12 protein-coding genes are annotated in these 13,806 nt (G+C 63.3%); 8 read left to right on the forward strand and 4 right to left on the reverse strand.

What is annotated here, in order from left to right:
• Positions 1-93: 93 nt before the first annotated feature.
• The 3 genes from ACTJKL_RS01625 to ACTJKL_RS01635 form a co-directional block, all read right to left on the reverse strand.
• The gene (locus ACTJKL_RS01625; RefSeq protein WP_018095518.1) at positions 94-1,539 is read right to left on the reverse strand and encodes an ABC transporter substrate-binding protein; all 1,446 of its coding nucleotides are present in this window, start codon (positions 1,537-1,539) and stop codon (positions 94-96) included.
• Between the two features lie 115 nt (positions 1,540-1,654).
• Positions 1,655-2,614, reverse strand: a complete 960-nt coding sequence (locus ACTJKL_RS01630; protein WP_100671974.1) for a sugar-binding transcriptional regulator — start codon at positions 2,612-2,614, stop codon at positions 1,655-1,657.
• A 208-nt stretch (positions 2,615-2,822) separates the two neighbouring features.
• Entirely contained in the window at positions 2,823-3,626 is an 804-nt protein-coding gene (locus ACTJKL_RS01635; protein ID WP_275597613.1) for a helix-turn-helix transcriptional regulator, read from the reverse strand.
• A 142-nt stretch (positions 3,627-3,768) separates the two neighbouring features.
• Here ACTJKL_RS01635 and ACTJKL_RS01640 point away from each other — a divergent pair, with 142 nt between their 5' ends.
• The 5 genes from ACTJKL_RS01640 (at position 3,769) to ACTJKL_RS01660 (ending at position 8,707) form a co-directional block, all read left to right on the forward strand.
• Positions 3,769-4,890 (forward strand): ABC transporter ATP-binding protein, encoded by a 1,122-nt coding sequence (locus ACTJKL_RS01640; RefSeq protein ID WP_440852012.1) that lies wholly within the window; start codon positions 3,769-3,771, stop codon positions 4,888-4,890.
• A gap of 51 nt (positions 4,891-4,941) precedes the next feature.
• Positions 4,942-6,105, forward strand: a complete 1,164-nt coding sequence (locus tag ACTJKL_RS01645) for a polyamine ABC transporter substrate-binding protein (RefSeq protein WP_338282476.1) — start codon at positions 4,942-4,944, stop codon at positions 6,103-6,105.
• A gap of 151 nt (positions 6,106-6,256) precedes the next feature.
• Positions 6,257-7,123 (forward strand): ABC transporter permease, encoded by an 867-nt coding sequence (locus ACTJKL_RS01650; RefSeq protein WP_018095523.1) that lies wholly within the window; start codon positions 6,257-6,259, stop codon positions 7,121-7,123.
• The gene (locus ACTJKL_RS01655) at positions 7,123-7,941 is read left to right on the forward strand and encodes an ABC transporter permease (RefSeq protein WP_018095524.1); all 819 of its coding nucleotides are present in this window, start codon (positions 7,123-7,125) and stop codon (positions 7,939-7,941) included. The genes ACTJKL_RS01650 and ACTJKL_RS01655 overlap by 1 nt, the downstream gene beginning before the upstream one ends.
• A gap of 4 nt (positions 7,942-7,945) precedes the next feature.
• Positions 7,946-8,707 (forward strand): SDR family NAD(P)-dependent oxidoreductase, encoded by a 762-nt coding sequence (locus ACTJKL_RS01660; protein WP_440852013.1) that lies wholly within the window; start codon positions 7,946-7,948, stop codon positions 8,705-8,707.
• A 91-nt stretch (positions 8,708-8,798) separates the two neighbouring features.
• On the opposite strand, the gene ACTJKL_RS01665 is transcribed toward ACTJKL_RS01660, so the two are convergent.
• Positions 8,799-9,770, reverse strand: coding sequence for a GlxA family transcriptional regulator (locus ACTJKL_RS01665; RefSeq protein WP_440852014.1), 972 nt, complete (start codon positions 9,768-9,770; stop codon positions 8,799-8,801).
• 109 nt (positions 9,771-9,879) lie between these two features.
• Between ACTJKL_RS01665 and bcoG the strand changes: the two genes are divergently transcribed.
• The 3 genes from bcoG (at position 9,880) to ACTJKL_RS01680 (ending at position 13,757) form a co-directional block, all read left to right on the forward strand.
• The gene (gene bcoG, locus ACTJKL_RS01670) at positions 9,880-10,782 is read left to right on the forward strand and encodes a 3-dehydrocarnitine:acetyl-CoA trimethylamine transferase BcoG (RefSeq protein WP_018095527.1); all 903 of its coding nucleotides are present in this window, start codon (positions 9,880-9,882) and stop codon (positions 10,780-10,782) included.
• A gap of 138 nt (positions 10,783-10,920) precedes the next feature.
• Positions 10,921-12,411 carry a carnitine 3-dehydrogenase gene (locus tag ACTJKL_RS01675; RefSeq protein ID WP_440852015.1) on the forward strand — a complete coding sequence of 497 codons (1,491 nt, stop codon included), beginning with the start codon at positions 10,921-10,923 and terminating at the stop codon, positions 12,409-12,411.
• Positions 12,412-12,596: 185 nt separating this feature from the next.
• A complete protein-coding gene (locus ACTJKL_RS01680; protein WP_127711286.1) occupies positions 12,597-13,757 on the forward strand; it encodes an acyl-CoA dehydrogenase family protein in 1,161 nt (386 codons plus the stop codon).
• Positions 13,758-13,806: the final 49 nt, after the last annotated feature.

Consider the following 13,806-nt stretch of genomic DNA (forward strand, 5'->3'; position numbering starts at 1 on the left):
ACGGCGGCCCGCCGGCGGCGGGCTGGCCTGGAGCGGGATGGATGCGAACGTTCGATGATGTCCGCCCGCCTCCGCTCCAAGCCGGAGGTGCGATCAGCCGAGCCCGGCTTCCGCGAGCTGCCGGTCGATGCTCTCGACAAGCCTGTCGAGACCCTCGTCGACGGGCACTTCCTTCGCCACCATCTTCTGCAGCGTCGCCGCCCATTCGGTGGTGAGGTCGAAGAAAAGCGGCTGGGGGGTGAAGTGGATCTTCGCGCCCGGCGCCGAAACGTCGTGCATCTCCACATAACCGGGATAGCTCTTGTTCAACCGCTCGCGGAAGATCTCGTCCTTCCAGACCGATGCCCGGACCGGGTTGACGAAGTCCATCTTGGTCGCGCCGAAGATCGCGTGCTCGAGACCGGATGCCCATTGCAGGAAGTACCAGGTCGCATCCTTGTCCTTCGCGAAGTTGGACATGGCCAACGACCAGATCCAGATGTTCGGCGTCGGAGCCTTTGCTTCCGGGTTGGCGGCAAACGGCGCGTAGGCGAGCTTGCCGGCCATCTTGTTATCGCCGCCATTCATGAAGTAGCCGAGAATGTCGGCGTCGTAGATCATGGCGGAGGCGCCGGCGCCGAGGTCCGTGCCGACCTGGTACCAGGTATAGGTCGACCAGTCCTTCGGGCCGCTCTCCTGGATCATCTGCACCCATTTTGCGTGGAAGGCCTTGGATTCAGGCGTATTCATCGCGGCCGAAAGCTTGCCGTCCTCCGAAACGTTCAGATCCTTCTGGCCGAAATTGGCGTAGCCGGAAAGGAAGCCCGGATGGATGGTCGCCCAGGAACGGGACCCGCGCACGCCGATGCCGTAGACGCCGCCGCCCACGTCCTTGTTGAGCTTTGCCGCGGTAGCGACGAGTTCATCGAGGTTCTTCGGAACGCTTGCGCCGACCTTTTCGAACATCTCCTGATTATAGGAGAGGTTGTTCTGCTCGTAGCCCCACGGAATGCACCATTGCTTGGCATCTTCCGAACCGAGCGCACCCCCCGGCTGGCCGTTCCATGCGCAGGAAGCCTTGACGCCCGGCAGGAAGTCGTCCCAGCCATATTGCGGATTTGTCTTCGCCGGATCCTTGATCCACTCGTTGAGGTCCGTGATCCAGCCGGCCGGACCGTAGGTCCAGGTCATGTAGGCGCCGGTCATGAAGGCGTCGTATTCCGACGAGCCGGAAGAGAGCGCCGCCGTCACCTTGTCGAAATAGACGTCCTCCGGGAAGACGTCATAGGTCACTTCGATGCCGGTCAGGTCCTTGAACGCCTGAAGATTGGCGATCATCGCATCCGCATAAGGATGCTTGTTCAGGAGCAGCTTCAGCGACTTGCCGGAATGTGCCTTCCAGTCGAAGTCGGCGGCAAGCGCCTGGGTCGACATCATGTTGAACAGGGTGCCGGCGGTGCCCGCCGTCAGGCCTGCCGCGCCAAGGCCCTTCAACAGGCCGCGACGGTCCACCTCTCCGCGCAGGAATGCGCCAATGAGGTCTTTCTCCTTGTCGTACATCTGTTTTCTCCTCCACTACGGGTAAAACTGCTCGACTGAGCTGCCGGCTACCCAACCGGTATTGCCTCCCTGGACCGCAGCGCCGATTTTCGTCGCTCCTCGGTCCCGTGTTTTCTCAAGCGGCGAGCGTCTGCGCAGTGCGCTCGTCGGTGATGAGTCCGCTCAGGAACCCGCTCTCCAGGACCGCGCGAATCGGGCGCGTCTTGACCCTGCCCCCGGCAATCGCCACGGTGCGGCGGTTCTTCAGGTCCTGCCGGCCAAGCGTGAAGGTGCGGTTCGAAAGCGCGGTCTCTATCGGCCTGCCCTTCTCGTCGAAGAAGTGGCCGAGCAGTTCGCCCACGCCGCCCGCTTTCTGGATCTCCGCTATTTCGCGCATCTCGATCATCCCGGTCGCCACAAGTGAAGCCTCGCGCTCGGCCGTACCGATTCCGACCATCAGAAGGTCGGCCGACTTCGCGAGATCGAAGACCTCCCGCACGCCGCGCTGGCTGAAAAGGACATCGCGGTCCTCGACCGTATTGGCGAAGAACGGCACCGGCATCACATAGGCTTCCGCGCCCGTGCGCTCTGCCAGGCGGTGGATAACGTCATGCGGATTGGCGGAGAATTTTCGCGTGAGCCCGCCGAGCAGAGAAACGAAGCGCGTGTTGTTGCTCGCCGTGCGCGGCATGTACTCGATGCTGGCTGCGAGCGTGCGTCCGTGGCCGACGCCGATCAGCGCCGTCTCTCCGCGCTCGATCTCGCGTCTGAGAAACTGCGCCCCGGAGATGCCGAGCGCCTTCAGCGGCAGGTCGTCGCTGTCGAAGTCCGGGACCACCTCGCAATAGTCCAGGCCGTAACGGCTGGAAAGCTTCTGCTCCAGCTCGACGCATTCGGAGACGTCCCCGTCGATATAGACTTTCACCAACCCTTCCTGGTTGGCCTTCATGATCAGCCGGTGTGCTTTGAGCGACGTGAGCCCCAGGCGCTTGGCGACCTCGGCCTGGGTCAGCCCGCCGGCGTAATGCAGCCAGGCGGCGCGGGTCGCCATGCTCGCCTCGTCCTCGCGGACAGCCATTCCACCGATGCTCGCCATATCCTCCCACCCGATGCTGCGCTGCATGATAAATTTTGCAGCGCATGATATTTTTATCTCGATATGAAATAATTTTCACGGGTTGAAAAAATTGTCAAGTCTCAGTTGGTCGCATGCCGAAAAAACGCGGGCACATCGGCGATGCGTCCCGCGGAGTTTTCGAAAGCCGGCGGCGTCAGGTGATCGGCAGAAGCGGAAGCCCGCCTCTCTAATGGCCGAGATTCTTGATGTAGAGAGACAGGAGCTGGGTTTGCGAGGAAATGCCGAGCTTCCGATAGACGTTGCGGCGGTGGACTTTGACCGTGCCCGTCGAAATGCCGAGCTTCAATCCGATCGATTCGGAAGAATGGCCCTGGAGCACGAGTTCGATGATCGCCGCTTCCCGCTCGGTAAGATTGAGGTGCCGCCAGACCCCGTCAGCCGGAGGATGTGCCGCCTTCCGGCGGCCCCGGCCCTTTTTCGCGAGCGCCATATCGAAGCGACGGTCGAGTTCCGCCCAATGATGGCGCACGAGGGCCGCCACCAGCAGCTCCGCCTTCTTCAGCAAAGCGAATTCCGTCGCGCTGAAGACCCCCGTCGCCTCCCGCCGCATCAAGGAGAGGACGACGGTGACCTGTTCGCTGACCGGCACGAAGAAGCCGACCTCCTCGGCAAGCCCCGTCTGGACGTAGTAGGTCCGGTAGTACTCGCTCGAGAAAAAGCGGTCGGGCGCCAGTTCGCGCATGCGCCACACGCCGGGCTTGGGGGCACGAGCGGCGTGATAGAACGGATCGAGCAGATAAGGTCCAGCCTGATAGAGGCTCACGAAGAGCACGTGATCCTCGGCGTCGAACGTACTGTAAAGGTCGAGCGGCCGTTCTTTTCCCCGATAGGCGAAGACGACGACGTAATCGAACGTCATCAGGGTGGACATCAGTCCCCGGAATGTGCAGCCGACAGCCTCGTCTTCCATCGGGGCGCCGTTCACCAGCGGCGCCATCGCCTGAAAAAGTCTGTCGAGGTCGATGCCCAAACGGTTCTCCCGGGTCGCTCCGCCGCTCTGGGGTATACTCCTCCCACAGGGCGTTTTGGGTTGAAATACCTCTCTTGGGGTATATACCGGCCCGGGCGCTTTTGACTAGGCTATCCGATAATGACGGTGGAAGCGGCGGTGCATGAACCGCGAGCAATTCCAAGAACGACCGCAGGGAACAGACGTGACATCCGCTTCGACGAACGACATCGAATTCCGTTCGGTCGCCAAACGCTATGGCAGCGTAACGGCCGTATCGGACATCAACCTGGCGGTGCCGAAGGGCGCCTTCGTTGCGCTGCTCGGCCCATCCGGCTGCGGCAAGACCACATGCCTGCGCATGATCGGCGGCTTCGAGCAGCCGAGCGAAGGCATGGTCTATATCGGCGGCCAACCGATGAACGGCGTGCCTGCCTATCGCCGGCCGGTCAACATGGTGTTCCAGCAATATGCGCTTTTCCCGCATCTCGATGTCGAGCAGAACGTCGCCTATGGCTTGAGGCAAATGCGTCCCCGCATCCCGGCCGCCGAGATCACCCGGCGTGCTCAGGAGGCGCTGGAGATGGTCCGCCTCGGCGGCTTCGGCAAGCGCCGGATCCACGAAATGTCCGGCGGACAGCAGCAGCGCGTGGCGCTCGCCCGCGCCATCGTCAACAAGCCGAAGGTGCTGCTCCTCGACGAGCCGCTCGCAGCGCTCGATAAGAAGCTGCGCACCGCCATGCAGATCGAGCTGCAGAGCCTGCAGCGCGAGCTCGGCATCACCTTCGTGCTCGTCACGCACGATCAGGAAGAGGCGCTCTCGATGAGCGACTTCGTCTGCGTCATGAGCACCGGCCGCATCGTGCAGCTCGGACCGCCGCAGGAAATCTACGACCGCCCGGCAAGTCTCTTCGTCGCCGACTTCGTCGGCAAGGCCAACCGCATCGCCGGGTCGATCGAACCCGGCGCCGGCGCGGTCCTCCTCGCCAATGGCGTCGGACTTGCCAAGCCCGCCCGCGCCAACGGCACGGCAGGCCCGGTCATGGTTGCGCTGCGCCCGGAGGCGATAAGCCTGGTGCGCGACGGCAGCGCTGCGCTGCGCGGCACGGTGACCCACCGTATCTTCCTGGGCTCGTCCGTCGAATATTCGGTCGAGGTCGAGGGCCTAGGAGATTTTCTCGTTACCGCAGACCGCCGCAGCCTGAACGACAGCGATCTCGCCGAGCCGGGCGAAAGGATCGGGCTAAGCTTCGACCCGAATGCAATGCATGTCTTTCCGGCCTGAAGGGCCCGATCTGCCGCAATCAATTGACGTCAACGATAAGGGAACAGCATCATGACCAAGTGGTACAGAGAGAATGCCCCGATCACCGCGGACAAGCTTGCCGACGAGCTGATGCGCCTGAAGCGCGGCTCCGTTTCGCGTCGTCACTTCCTCGGCGTCACCGGCCTCGGCCTCGCGACGGCCGTATTGGCGCGCCAGCCCGGCCTCTTCAACTCCGCCGCTTACGCCGCCGGCGACCTCGGCACGCAGATGTCGATCGCCACCTGGCCGAACTATCACGATCCCGCCACCTTCGAAGCCTTTACCGCGGCGACCGGCGTTGCGGTCGAAGTCAACGTCTTCGGTTCCAACGAGGAAATGCTGGCGAAGCTGCAGGCGGGCGGCACCGGCTGGGACCTCTTCGTCCCCACGAACTACACGATCTCGACCTATGTGAAGCTCGGCCTGATCGACGAGCTCGATCTTTCCAAGCTGCCCAACTACGACGCCTCTACGGAAAATGAGCGCTTCACCAATGAAGGCATCGTCGACGGAAAGACCTATGCCGTGCCGAAGAACTGGGGAACCACCGGGATCGCGGTGAATTCCGATAAGATCAAGGCGCCGGTTGCGAGCTGGAAGGACTTCTTCGAGGTCGCGATGACGGAAGCCGACGGCCGCGCCATGGTGCACGACTATCAGCTCACCACCATCGGCAACGCGCTGGTCTCGCTCGGCTTTTCCTTCAATTCGGTCCAGCCCGAAGAGCTCGCCAAGGCCGAAGAGTTGCTGATCAAGGTCAAGCCGCATCTCTATGCCATCAACAGCGACTATCAGCCCTCGATGCGCGCGACCGATGCGTGGATGACCATGTGCTGGACCAATGACGGGGCCCAACTCAATCGCGACATGCCGGAGATCAAGTTCGTGCTCGGCAAGGACGGCGGCGAGATCTGGTCGGACTTCTATGCGATCCCGAAGAGTGCAGCGAACAAGCCCGCGGGCTACGCGTTGCTCGATTTCCTGATGACCCCTGAAAATGCCGTTAAAGAACACATCGCCAACGGCGCGCCGACGACCGACAGCCGCGTCATGAAGCTGCTCCCGGCCGATGTCACCTCGAACAAGATCGTCTATCCGGACGAAGCGGCCCTCACCCCGCTCGAATTCGGCGCTGCCGTGACGCTGACGGATCCCGGCCGCGCCGAGTTGATGGCGCGCTTCAAATCGGCTTGAACATACGGGCAAGATGCCCCTCATCCCGCTGCCGCGTCCTTCTCCCCGTTTAACGGGGAGAAGGACACAAGCCGCGACGTCCCTAACCTCTCCCCGCCTGCGGGGAGAGGTTAGGGTGAGGGGCAGTTTCATTCCAGTTCACGGACAAATCATGCAGGCAGCAACGAACACGAAGAGGAAACTGGTTACGGCGGCGCTGATTGCGCCGGCGGCCGCGTGGCTCACCGTCTTCCTGGTTCTCCCATTCATCGCCATGCTCGTCTTCGCCTTTGGCGAGCGGGCGCCTGAAGGCGGATACCAGCCGGCCTTCACCTTTGCGCAGTTCGCCAATCTGCCGACTCGCGCGGCCGCCTTCTGGAACACGCTGATGCTCGCCCCGGCCGGCGCCCTGCTCTGCCTCATCGTCGCCTATCCGGTCGCCTATTACCTCGCCGTCAAGGCAAATCCGCGCTACCGCCTCATACTCGTCTCGCTCGTCGTCGTTCCTTTCTGGACGAGCCTGCTCGTGCGTACCTATGCCTGGATGTACATCCTCGGCTCGCGCGGCATTCCCAATCTCCTGTCGATGATCGGCATCGAGGACGTCCGCATGCTGAATACGCCCGGCGCCGTGCTGCTCGGCATCGTCTACGGCTATCTGCCGCTGATGATCATGCCGATCTATGTGAGCCTGGAAAAGCTCGACCGCCGCCTGCTGGAGGCTTCCGCCGATCTCGGCGGCAAGCCCGTCTCCACCTTTCTGGGCGTCACTCTGCCGCTGTCGCTGCCGGGCGTCATGACGGGCGTCGCGCTCGTCACCATCCTGCTTCTCGGCGAGTATCTGATCCCGCAGCTGCTCGGCGGCGGCAAGGTCTTCTTCATCGGCAATGCGCTGGTCGATCTCTTCCTGCAGTCTCGGAACTGGCCCTTCGGATCGGCGATCGCCGTGACACTCGTCGCCGTCGTCGTCGTCGTGCTCATGGTGGCGATGCGAATCGCCTGGAAGGTCGCCGGAACAAGACAGGTGGATCTCGTCTGATGCGCGCCTTCATCTCCTCCGTCTATCTCTTCCTTTATGCGCCGATCGCCCTGGTCGTGCTCTTCTCGTTCAATGCCGGCCGCAATGCGAGCGAGTTCACGGGCTTTTCGCTCGCCTGGTACGGCAAGGCGCTCGGCAACACCTTTCTCGTCTCGGCGCTGCAGAACAGCCTGATCATCGCCTTCACCAGCGCCACGCTTGCCGCCGTCTTCGGCACCATGGCAGCGCTCGGCATGGAGCGGCTTGGCTCCCGCATGCGCGCTCTCTTCGATGCTCTCTTCGCCGCGGCGATCGTCGTCCCGGGCGTCGTCATCGGCATCGCGACGCTGGTCGCACTCGTCGCTGTCTTCTCCTTCGTCAACCCGACGATCGCAGCCCTCTGGCCGGGCGATCAGCCGCCGCAACTGGGACTCGGTTACGGCTCCATCATCGCCGCCCACGGGCTCTTCTCGATGGCGCTCGTCACCATGATCGTGAAGGCGCGCATCGCGAGCCTCGGCCGCGACATCGTCGAGGCGTCGGGCGACCTCTATGCGACGCCGCTCACCACTTTCCGGCTGATCGTGCTGCCGCAGATCCTGCCGTCGATCCTCGCGGGCTTTCTCCTCGCCTTCACCTTCTCCTTCGACGACTTCATCATCGCCTTTTTCGTCGCCGGCTCGAAGACGACCCTGCCGATCTATGTCTTCGCCTCGATCCGCCGCGGGGTGACGCCCGAAATCAACGCGATCGCGACCCTGGTCCTGGTCGCCTCGCTGTTCCTTATCCTGACCGCCCGCGTGCTCATGCGCGAAAAGAAAAGCAAATCCGGGGAGTGAAACCATGATCCTGAATGACCGGATCGCGATCGTGACCGGAGCGGGCTCCGGAATCGGCCGGGCGGGTGCCGCCATCATGGCCCGCGAAGGCGCCCATGTGGTCGTCGTCGACCGCAGCGTGGAAGCCGCGGGCGAAACCGTGGCGGCGATCGCCACCGGGGGCGGCAGCGCTGAAGCGCTCGCGCTCGACGTCACCGACGACGAAGCGCTTGCGGACGGCATTGCCGATGTCCTCTATCGGCACGGACGGATCGACATCCTGCACAATCACGCCGGAGTGCAGGTCGCCGGCGACCTGGAAATGGTCGAGGTGGCGGGTTTCGACCGGTCCTGGAACCTCAACGTCCGCGCCCATTTCATGGCCGCCCGCCTCGTCATGCCCTCGATGAAGGCGGCCGGTCGCGGCGTGATCGTGAACACGTCGTCTTCGTCCGGCGTCCTCTACGATCGTGAGATGATCGCCTATACGACGACGAAACACGCGGTCATCGCCATGACCCGGCAGATGGCGGGCGACTATGCGAAATACGGTGTCAGGGTGAACGCTCTCTGCCCCGGCTGGGTCGACACGCCCTTCAACGAACCCTTCATCGACCAGATGGGCGGGCGCGAGGCCATCGAAGCCTATATCCGCGAGAGGGTTCCGCTCGGCCGCTGGGCGAGCGTCGACGAGATCGCCGAGTCGATCCTCTTCCTTGTTTCCGACCGTTCCTCCTACATGACCGGACAGATCCTCGTGGTGGACGGGGGCGAGACGGTGGTCTGATCGCTGAATCATCTCTCGATGGATTGGCCGCAGACCTCTGATTCGACTCGCAAAACTCACCTTCGCTCATCTTCCGCCTGAAGCCCTTGAATCAGTTCTTCAGCTTGAGCCGCCGGCGCGTCTCGCTGGGGCTTTCGCGATAATGCGCGCGATAGCTGCGCGAAAATGAAGATGACGAGTTGAAGCCGGAAATCGCCGCAATGTCGGCGAACTCCATCCGCGTTTCGATCACCTTGCGCCGCGCTGCGTTCAGCCGCAGCGCCAGATAGTGTTCGTGCGGCGCGACGCCCATGGTCTCCTTGAAGAGATCCTGAAGGTGCCGGGCGCTGACCCCCACGCGGCGCGCCAGCCGCGCGAGCGTCAGCGGAGCCTCGACCGTTTCTTCCATCAGCTTGACCGCGGCGCCGACGCGAGTCTCGAGAATGCGCATGTTGCCGATCGCGGGTACCTGCAGGAGGTCGCCGCGGGTGCGTTCCTGCTCGTAGATGAAGAGGCGCGACACTTCGAGCGCCAGCGAATAGCCGTGCGCGCGGCGGATCAGTTCCAGCATCAGGTCCAGCGTCGGCAGCGAGCCGCCGGTGGTGATGCGTTTTCGGTCGATGACGAAACGCTCGCGCACCATCGTCACCTGCGGATAGGCGGCGGCGAAATCCTCGAAATCCTCCCAATGGGTGGTGGCCGAGAAATTGTCGAGGAGGCTCGTCTCCGCCAGCAGCCAGGAGCCGGATTCGATTCCGGCCATCATCTCCCGGTGCCGCGCCGTCTGCGACAGGAGCATCTTGAGCTGCGAGGTGGTGCTGCGCTGCCAGTGGTAGCTGGAAAGCACGAAGAGCGGCGCCGTCTCGCGCTGCGGGCGGAAGGCGCCGGCCACCGGGACGGGAATGCCGCTCTTCGTCTCGATCGCCCTCCCGTCCGGACTGAACAGGCTCCAGCTGTAAAGCGTGCGCCCGGCGATGCGATTGGCGGCGCGCAACGGTTCGACAACCGATGCGACAAGGATGAGATTGGTCTCCGGCAAGATCAGAAGGTCGATATGCTGCGCCTGCGCGATGCTGCTGTCCACGGCAAAACTTCCTCCAGAGAATTCCGATAATGTATAGGATGCTTCTCTTAATGCAAAGCAACGCGGCACTTTCTGGCCCGTAATACGGGCAACGAAAGGGAGGACATCAATGCCGCTCAGCATGAACCGCGAGGTGTTCATCACATGCGCCGTCACCGGCGCCGGAGACACCGTCTCGAAATCCAGCCACGTTCCGGTCACGCCGAAACAGATCGCCGAATCGGCGATCGAGGCCGCCAAGGCGGGTGCCGCGGTCGTCCACTGTCACGTCCGCGATCCCGACACCGGCGCGCCTGCGCGGCGGCTCGACCTCTACAGGGAGGTGACCGACCGCATCCGCTCCGCCGACATCGACGTGGTGCTCAATCTGACCGCCGGCATGGGCGGAGACCTCGTCTTCGGTAACGTCGAGAGCCCCTTCCCCGTCAACGAGAAGGGCACGGACATGGCCGGCGCCACCGAACGCGTCGCGCATGTCGCCGAATGCCTGCCGGAAATCTGCACGCTCGACTGCGGCACCATGAATTTCTCGCTCGGCGATTACGTCATGACCAATACGCCGTCGATGCTGCGCGAGATGGCACGGCAGATGACCGCACTCGGCGTGCGTCCGGAGATCGAGGCTTTCGATACCGGGCATTTGTGGTTCGCCAAGCAACTCGCCGAAGAAGGCCTGATCGAGGATCCGGTGCTGATCCAGCTCTGCATGGGCATTCCGTGGGGCGCGCCGGACGATCTCAACACCTTCATGGCCATGGTCAACAACGTTCCCTCGAACTGGACCTTTTCCGCCTTCTCGATCGGCCGCAACGCCATGGCCTATCCCGCTGCCGCAATCCTTGCCGGCGGCAACGTCCGCGTCGGCCTGGAAGACAATCTCTATGTCGGCAAGGGCCAGCTGGCGACCAATGCCCAGCTCGTGGAGAAAGCGGTTTCCGTCGTCGAGAGCATGGGCGCGAAGATCATCGGTCCGGAGGAGGTCCGCAGGAAGCTGAAGCTGACGAAGCGGTAACAAGACCCCTCCCAACCCTCCCCACAAGGGGAGGACTTAACCTGCCGCGGCAGGCGCCACCTGTCCCTCCCCTTTGTGGGGAGGTCGGTCCCGAAGGGATCGGGAGCGGCTCTTACGACATTTTGAATGGAGAGGGGAATGACCACAATCACCAGGGCCGCCTGTATCGGCGGCGGCGTCATCGGCGGGGCCTGGGCTGCGCGTTTTGCGCTTGCAGGAATAGACGTCAACATCTTCGACCCGCATCCGGAAGCCGAGCGCATCATCGGCGAGGTCATGGCCAACGCGGAACGCGCCTATGGCATGCTGACCATGGCGCCGCTTCCGCCGCGCGGCAAATTCACCTTCTGCAAGAGCGTTCAGGAAGCAGTCGAGGACGTTGACTGGATTCAGGAAAGCGTGCCCGAACGGTTGCCGTTGAAGCGCGGCGTCATCAACGAGATCGATGCGGCCGCGCGGCCCGACGCCCTCATCGGCTCCTCCACTTCGGGTCTGCTCCCGTCCGACCTGCAGGCCGAGATGAAACACCCCGAACGCATGTTCGTGGCCCATCCCTATAACCCGGTCTACCTGCTGCCGCTGGTGGAGCTCGTCGGCGGCAAGAAGACTTCGCCGGAAACGATCGGGCGCGCCGAGGAAGCGGTCGCCGAGATCGGCATGAAGGGCGTCGTCATCGCCAAGGAGATAGAGGCCTTCGTCGGCGACCGCCTGCTCGAGGCGCTCTGGCGCGAAGCACTCTGGCTGATCCAGGACGACATCTGCGATACCGAGACGCTCGACGACGTCATGCGCTATTCCTTCGGCATGCGCTGGGCACAGATGGGTCTCTTCGAGACTTACCGCATCGCCGGCGGCGAAGCGGGCATGCGCCATTTCCTCGCCCAGTTCGGCCCCTGCCTCAAATGGCCCTGGACGAAATTCACCGACGTGGTCGATCTCGACGACGCGCTTGTCGAGAAGATCGGGGCACAATCGGACGCGCAGGCAGCCGGTCGCTCCATCCGCGAACTCGAACGCATCCGCGACGAAAACCTCGTCGGCATCATGCATGCCTTGAAGGCCGGCGACGGCGGCAAAGGCTGGGGTGCCGGCAAGCTGCTCGCCGATTTCGAGAAGCGGCTTTGGGAAAAGGGCGGCAGTCCGTCGAAGAGCGTGGACGCGTCCGGGCCGCTGCGTCTGGTCGATACCAGGGTCAACGCCGCCTGGGTCGACTACAACGGCCACATGACAGAGCATCGATACTTACAGCTCTTCGGCGACACCTCGGACGCACTGCTCAAGTTGATCGGCGTCGACTTCGCCTATGTCGAGGCCGGCCACAGCTATTACACGGTTGAGACCCACATCCGCCATCTCGGCGAAGCCAAGCTCGGACAGGCGCTCTATACGACCCTGCAGCTTCTTTCGTCGGACGGGAAGCGCATTCACTTCTTCACGCGCATTCACGATGCGGCGTCGGGCGACGTCATCGCCACCGCCGAACAGATGATGCTGCATGTCGACGCCAAGGCCGGCAAGTCCGTGCCGGCACCGGCGGAGGTGATGGCCAAGCTGAAGCCGATCGCGGAAGGTCATGCGAAGCTGGACGCGCCCGGGGGCGCGGGACGGCATGTGGGGCAGAGACGGTGATGGCGATGCTGGCGGGATGAGAGCCCCTCATCCGCCTGCCGGCACCTCTCCCCGTCCCAAGGACGTCCCGACGGGGAGAGGGATAGTCCTCGGATTAACCCGAGGAGAGGGGCACCGCCCGAGAGCCCGTAGCAGATCGTTGAGGAGCGATCTGCCGCGCGGACCAGAATTGACGAGGGAGAACAATGAATTTCGCACTGACCGAAGAACAGCAGATGATCGTCGACACGGTCCGCACCTTCGTCGAGACCGAGATCTATCCGCATGAGAACGAGGTCGAGCGGACCGGAGTGGTGCCGCGCGAACTCGGGCTGGAAATCGCCCGCAAATGCAAGGAACTCGGCTTCTTCGCCTGCAACTTCCCGGAAGAGGTCGGCGGCGCCGGCCTCGACCATCTGACCTTCACTCTGGTCGAGCGCGAGCTCGGCCGCGGGTCCATGGGCCTCACCGTCTTTTTCGGGCGGCCGTCCGGCATCCTGATGGCCTGCAACGAGGATCAGCGAGAGCGATACCTGCTCCCAGCCGTCCGCGGCGACAAGTTCGACGCGCTCGCCATGACCGAACCGGATGCCGGCTCGGACGTGCGCGGCATGAAATGCTTCGCACGGCAGGACGGCGACGACTGGATCGTCAACGGGACGAAGCACTTCATCAGCCATGCCGACATTGCCGATTTCGTCATCGTCTTCGTCGCCACCGGCGAGGAGCAGACGCCGCGCGGACCGAAGAAGAAGATCACCTGTTTCCTGGTCGATCGCGGCACCCCCGGCTTCGAAATCCGCGAAGGCTACAATTCCGTCTCGCATCGCGGCTACAAGAACTGCATCCTCACTTTCGACGACTGCCGGCTGCCTTCCGCCCAGATCCTCGGCGAGGCCCATAAGGGCTTCGATATTGCCAACGACTGGCTCTACGCCACGCGCCTGACCGTGGCGGCCACCTCCGTCGGCCGCGCCCGTCGCGCCTTCGATTACGCACTCTCCTACGCGGCCGAGCGCAAGCAGTTCGGCAAGCCGATCGGCGCCAACCAGGGAGTCTCCTTCAAGCTTGCCGACATGATCACCGAAATCGACGCGGCCGACCTTCTGACACTCTCGGCCGCCTGGCGGCTCGACCAGGGCCTGCCGTCCAACCGCGAGATCGCTTCGGCCAAGGTCTATGCCACCGAAATGCTCGCCCGCGTCACAGACGAGGCGATCCAGATCTATGGCGGCATGGGACTCATGGACGACCTGCCGCTCGCCCGCTTCTGGCGCGACGCCCGCGTCGAGCGTATCTGGGATGGGACGTCCGAGATCCAGCGACACATCATCAGCCGCGATCTGCTCCGGCCGCTGGGGGCTTGAGCGATGGGCGAGCTTCCGCAAATTACCCCCCTCTGCCCTGCCGGGCATC

Origin of the sequence: Sinorhizobium sp. 22678, from assembly GCF_052044265.1 — a bacterium.
Taxonomy (GTDB): Bacteria; Pseudomonadota; Alphaproteobacteria; order Rhizobiales; family Rhizobiaceae; genus Sinorhizobium; species Sinorhizobium meliloti_A.

Excerpts from the sequence above, each read along its gene's own strand:
- ACTJKL_RS01625 (WP_018095518.1), bottom strand. The coding sequence starts at position 1,539 with ATGTACGACAAGGAGAAAGACCTCATTGGCGCATTCCTGCGCGGAGAG.
- ACTJKL_RS01630 (WP_100671974.1), bottom strand. The coding sequence starts at position 2,614 with ATGGCGAGCATCGGTGGAATGGCTGTCCGCGAGGACGAGGCGAGCATG.
- ACTJKL_RS01640 (WP_440852012.1), top strand. The coding sequence starts at position 3,769 with ATGAACCGCGAGCAATTCCAAGAACGACCGCAGGGAACAGACGTGACA.
- ACTJKL_RS01645 (WP_338282476.1), top strand. The coding sequence starts at position 4,942 with ATGACCAAGTGGTACAGAGAGAATGCCCCGATCACCGCGGACAAGCTT.
- ACTJKL_RS01650 (WP_018095523.1), top strand. The coding sequence starts at position 6,257 with ATGCAGGCAGCAACGAACACGAAGAGGAAACTGGTTACGGCGGCGCTG.
- ACTJKL_RS01655 (WP_018095524.1), top strand. The coding sequence starts at position 7,123 with ATGCGCGCCTTCATCTCCTCCGTCTATCTCTTCCTTTATGCGCCGATC.
- ACTJKL_RS01660 (WP_440852013.1), top strand. The coding sequence starts at position 7,946 with ATGATCCTGAATGACCGGATCGCGATCGTGACCGGAGCGGGCTCCGGA.
- bcoG (WP_018095527.1), top strand. The coding sequence starts at position 9,880 with ATGCCGCTCAGCATGAACCGCGAGGTGTTCATCACATGCGCCGTCACC.
- ACTJKL_RS01675 (WP_440852015.1), top strand. The coding sequence starts at position 10,921 with ATGACCACAATCACCAGGGCCGCCTGTATCGGCGGCGGCGTCATCGGC.
- ACTJKL_RS01680 (WP_127711286.1), top strand. The coding sequence starts at position 12,597 with ATGAATTTCGCACTGACCGAAGAACAGCAGATGATCGTCGACACGGTC.